Origin of the sequence: Protofrankia sp. Cr1 (assembly GCF_963555865.1) — a bacterium.
Lineage (GTDB): Bacteria > Actinomycetota > Actinomycetes > Frankiales > Frankiaceae > Protofrankia.
Map to the genome: position 1 here is coordinate 1 of NZ_CAUVXO010000462.1, position 4,203 is coordinate 4,203.

Annotated in this window: 5 protein-coding genes; all 5 read right to left on the reverse strand. The window is 71.3% G+C overall.

Going from position 1 to position 4,203, the window contains the following annotated elements; translation table 11 throughout:
* A partial coding sequence (locus U9980_RS23730) for a DUF5130 family protein (RefSeq protein WP_322769965.1) occupies nt 1–336 on the reverse strand: 336 nt, incomplete at its 3' end.
* Entirely contained in the window at nt 323–685 is a 363-nt protein-coding gene (locus U9980_RS23735; protein ID WP_322756155.1) for a hypothetical protein, read from the reverse strand. The genes U9980_RS23730 and U9980_RS23735, both read right to left, overlap by 14 nt.
* 136 nt (nt 686–821) lie before the next feature.
* Nucleotides 822–3,125: a 4-alpha-glucanotransferase gene (gene malQ, locus U9980_RS23740; protein WP_322769966.1), complete on the reverse strand. Its 2,304-nt coding sequence runs from the start codon at nt 3,123–3,125 to the stop codon at nt 822–824.
* Nucleotides 3,115–3,402 (reverse strand): hypothetical protein, encoded by a 288-nt coding sequence (locus tag U9980_RS28750; protein ID WP_416210373.1) that lies wholly within the window; start codon nt 3,400–3,402, stop codon nt 3,115–3,117. The genes malQ and U9980_RS28750 overlap by 11 nt, the downstream gene beginning before the upstream one ends.
* Nucleotides 3,359–4,203, reverse strand: an 845-nt coding sequence (locus U9980_RS23745; protein ID WP_416210374.1) for an ATP-binding protein, incomplete at its 5' end; no start/stop codon positions are given. The genes U9980_RS28750 and U9980_RS23745, both read right to left, overlap by 44 nt.

A 4,203-nucleotide genomic window follows, 5' to 3' on the forward strand; every position in this document is an offset into this window, starting at 1 on the left:
CCCGTTGACGATCCCCCCGACGAGGTCGCCGAGGGTGAAGCTGGAGATCATCGTCAGGACGGCGAGCCCGGCGGCCTGGTCGGAGATGCGACCCTTGGCCGCGTGCGTCGTCACGATGCGGGCAAACCGCTGGCCGGGCGACACCAGGAGCAGAACGGCGGGGTCCCGCGTCGTGTCCACCAGGTTGGCCAACGCCTGCTCAGCGAACAGGTCGGCGTTACAGTCGACCGCACCTACCCGAACGGTGAAGCGAATACCGGTCTGGGCCTCCGCCGCCGCTCGGGCGCCTTCAAGTCGATCAAGCTGGTCGTGAGTGAACGCATCACCACGTGCCACTGGCGCCACCCGAGCCCGGTACCGCCGCATGGGGACGCTCGTCGTCTGCGACCGCGGGCGGCTCGCCGATCCAGATCTCGTCGTGCTGCCACGGGCGTCCCGGGCGATAACGGGACGGGCCGCTCCCCCGGCTCGACAGGAAGGTCAGGACGACCGCGATGAGAAAGCCGGCCGCGATCGTCCCGCCGTAGACGAGCCATGTCTCAAGCGGCGTGAGCGGGTCGGGGCTGTAACTGTCTCCGATGTCCTGCGCCAGGGCGGCACCGGCAAACGCCGGAATCGCAAGGACGGCCAGTGTCGCTACGGTGAGTGCACGGCGAGTGAAGTGCCGTGGACGTCGACGAGTCACGTTCCGAAGGTTACCGGGTGATTGGCCCGAGGTCGTCTGGGAGGGCCGCCTGTCACTGTGGCGCAGGCCCCTACCGCCTCGGAAGGCGGGCCCGTGCCCCCCCCTTTCACCCGCCGTCGAGTCACCCGCCGTCGAGTCACCCGCCGTCGACCTGATCGCGGACGCAGGCGAGCAGCCGCGCAAGCCGCTGTACCTGTGGGTCCACCCGTAGCCGCTCGACGGTCACGGGCCGGCCGTCGGCGTCGGTGACCGCAAGCCGCCAGTTCGGGTAGGAGTCCACGGTGCCGGGCAGGTTCGGCTGGCGCAGGTCACCGACGGCATCGCCGGGTGCCGCGAGCACGATTCGTGACGGTGATCGGGCCAGGAGACCGTGCAGGGCAAAAGCCACTTCGCGGGTCGCGGCAAGACCCAGAGCAGACATGGGGCTCTCGGAGGCATCGGAACTACCCGAGCCACCCGAGCCACCGGCCGCACCGGATCCGGATGCACCGGATCCGGATGCCGGGGGGGCAGCCTGGTCGAGCGTGGCGAGGTCGACGGCGAGCAGCCCTTCACGGCGCAGCAGCGCGATCAGCGCGTCCCGTTCCCGCTGCCAGGCGGCGAGTTCAGCCTCCACCGACTGCCGCAGGAGGCCGCGGCGGGCACGCACCCGGACATGCTCGCCGGTCAGGTAGCCGGCAACGGTAGGAAGATCATGTGTGGTGACACTCGCCATCGCCGGTTCCCGCCACCTGCGCGGCGCAACCGGATCGCCGTGCGCGTCACGTTCGAACCATGCGACGGTCGACCCGAGCACTCCGGCCCGGGCCAGTGTCGCCGCCACCGACGGTTGGACCGTGCCCAGGTCCTCACCGACGACGAGCGCGCCGGCCCGGGTCGCCTCGAGGGCGAGGAGCCCCAGCATGGCATCGGCGTCGTAGCGGACGTACGTACCGGCCGAGGCCGGGTTACCGGCCGGGATCCACCACAGCCGGAAGAGTCCCAGGATGTGGTCGACCCGCAGGCCACCACCCCGGCGGAGCACGGCGGCAACCATCTGCCGGAACGGCGCGTAGCCGGCCTCGGCCAACCGGTCGGGCCGCCACGGCGGCAGCGCCCAGTCCTGACCCTGCTGGTTGAAGCCGTCGGGCGGTGCGCCGATGGACGCGCCGGTCGCGAAGACGTCCTGGCAGGCCCAGGCATCCGCGCCACCGGGATCAACGCCGACAGCAAGATCATGAACGATACCGACAGTCATACCGCTATCACGGGCGGCCGCCTGTGCGGCCATGAGCTGGGCATCGCAGCACCGTTGCAACCAGCGGTGGAACGCGATCCGGTTACGCAGTTCAACCCGCGCGGCAGCTACCGCGGGCCCATGGGGATCATGTAGCTCCGCGGGCCACAGCCGCCAGTCCCGACCGTGGCGTTCGGCAAGTGCGCACCAGGTGGCGAAGTCGGCGAGACCCTCCTCGCCGGCCCGATCGTCGCCCGCCGGTGCGGCCGGCTCGACCGTGGCGGTGAACAGGAGCTCCAACGCGGCGCTCTTGGCCCGCCACACCCCGTCCCGGTCAAGCAGGTCGGGATCGCCCCCCGCGCGGGCCGCGGCGGCGAGCTGATCGATCCGCGCCCGGGTGGCGGCGTCCACCTGCGCGTATTCAGGGAGGTCCTCAGGACGCAGATACAGCGCCGAGGCGAACCGCCGACTGGCCGGGTAGTACGGGGACGGCTCGACCGGAACCGTCGGCGCGACCGCGTGCACCGGGTTGACCAGCAGGACGTCAGCGCGCCGACCGTCGGCCGACCCGGACCACGCGGCGATCGCGGCAAGGTCGGCGTAGTCGCCCATCCCCCAGGACGCCGCCGACTGCAACGCGTACAGCTGGATCATCCATCCCCAGGTACGGGCACAGGTCACACCCGCTGGAGCGGGCAGCGTGTCCGGCACGACGACGACCTTTGCCGTGATCGAGGCCACACCGGCTGTGACCCGCAACTCATGATCACCAAGCGGCAGGCCGGCGGGCAGGTTCAGCGGGATACCGAGCAGGTCCAGACCGTCGACCGTGCGACGTTCGACGGTCTCGCCCCAGTCCGTCAGCTGGCGGCTCCCACCACCTTCGAACGCGAGCTCGGCGGTGCGGACGGGGCCGGGCGGCACCCGCAGGACCACCGGCGTGACCGCGGACCTCCGCACCACCACGCAGGCCGGCAGCGCACGTCGCCACGGCGCGTCACGCGCCTGCGCAAGAGCCGCAACCGGATGTACGACGTCGACATCGAGCAGGCCGAGCACGGTCCGCACGACGTCCGCCGCGACGGGCACGTCCCGGCCGTCCGCGTCGACGTAACGGGTGGCGACGCCATGCGCGTCCGCCAGTGCGGCCAGGATTTCACCAGGGCCGGCGGCCGGACCGCCAACCTCGAGGCCGGATTCACGACCGGCGTTGTCAGAGAGCACGACCGGATCCTCTCGCCCGCCAGGATCGGCGGTAGGCAGGCCGGGTGGACGACGATGCCGGTGACGACGCCGGTGAGGAGGTCTCCTCCCACCGGTGGGGGACGCGATCAGGCTCCTGCTCCAGGGTCGCGCCCGGCCAGACATCCGACGGCGCACCTGAGGAGGACGGCGACGGCACGTCCCGGGGAACCGGGAGCGACAGGCGCAGCAGTGCCCCACCGCCCGGGCCTTCCTCAGCCCGCACCTGGCCGCCGTGCACGGCCGCGGCATCGGCCACGATGGCCAGGCCGAGCCCGGATCCGGGTAGCCCACGCGCGGACGTCGCCCGGAGAAAACCGGTCGAAGACCCGGGAGCGGTCCGCCGGCGCGATCCCCGGGCCCTCGTCGGTGACGACAACCTCGCCGGGACCGACCAGCACGTGCACCTCGCCCTGGTTCGGGGAGAACTTCACCGCGTTGTCCAGCAGGTTGGTCACCGCCCGTTCCAACATATGCGGACGTCCGTCCACCGGCGACGCAACGGCGCTCACCACGATCTGGACGTCCTTGGCCTTGGCGCGCCTACGCACCCGGTCGGCCGCATCATGGACGATCTCGGTCAGGTCGACGCGCTCGACATCCTCGGTGGGCGCCTCGTCGCGGGCAAGTTCGACGAGTTCGCTGACCAGCCCGCTCAGTTCGCGGATCTGGGCGTCCACGTCGCGCAGCAGCGCGTCCCGATCGTCCGCGGGCAGTGCGCGCTCCGGGTTGGCCTCGGCCCGCAACAACAGTTCGATATTGGTCCGCAGGCTGGTGAGTGGGGTGCGCAGCTCGTGGCTGGCATCGTCGACGAGCTCACGCTGCCGCGCGCGGGAGGCCTCCAGCGCCCGCAGCATGCTGTTGAGGCTGTTGGCCATCCGAGCGATCTCATCACTACCGGTTACCGGGATCAACGCGGACAGGTCCTGCGTGCGGGCGACCTCCTCGGCTGCGGCCGCCGCTGCGTCCACCGGTTTGAGCGATGCTCGCGCGATCAGCAGGCCGAGCAGCACCGACCCGGCTACCCCCGCCACCCCCACGCCGAGCAGGATCAGGCCGA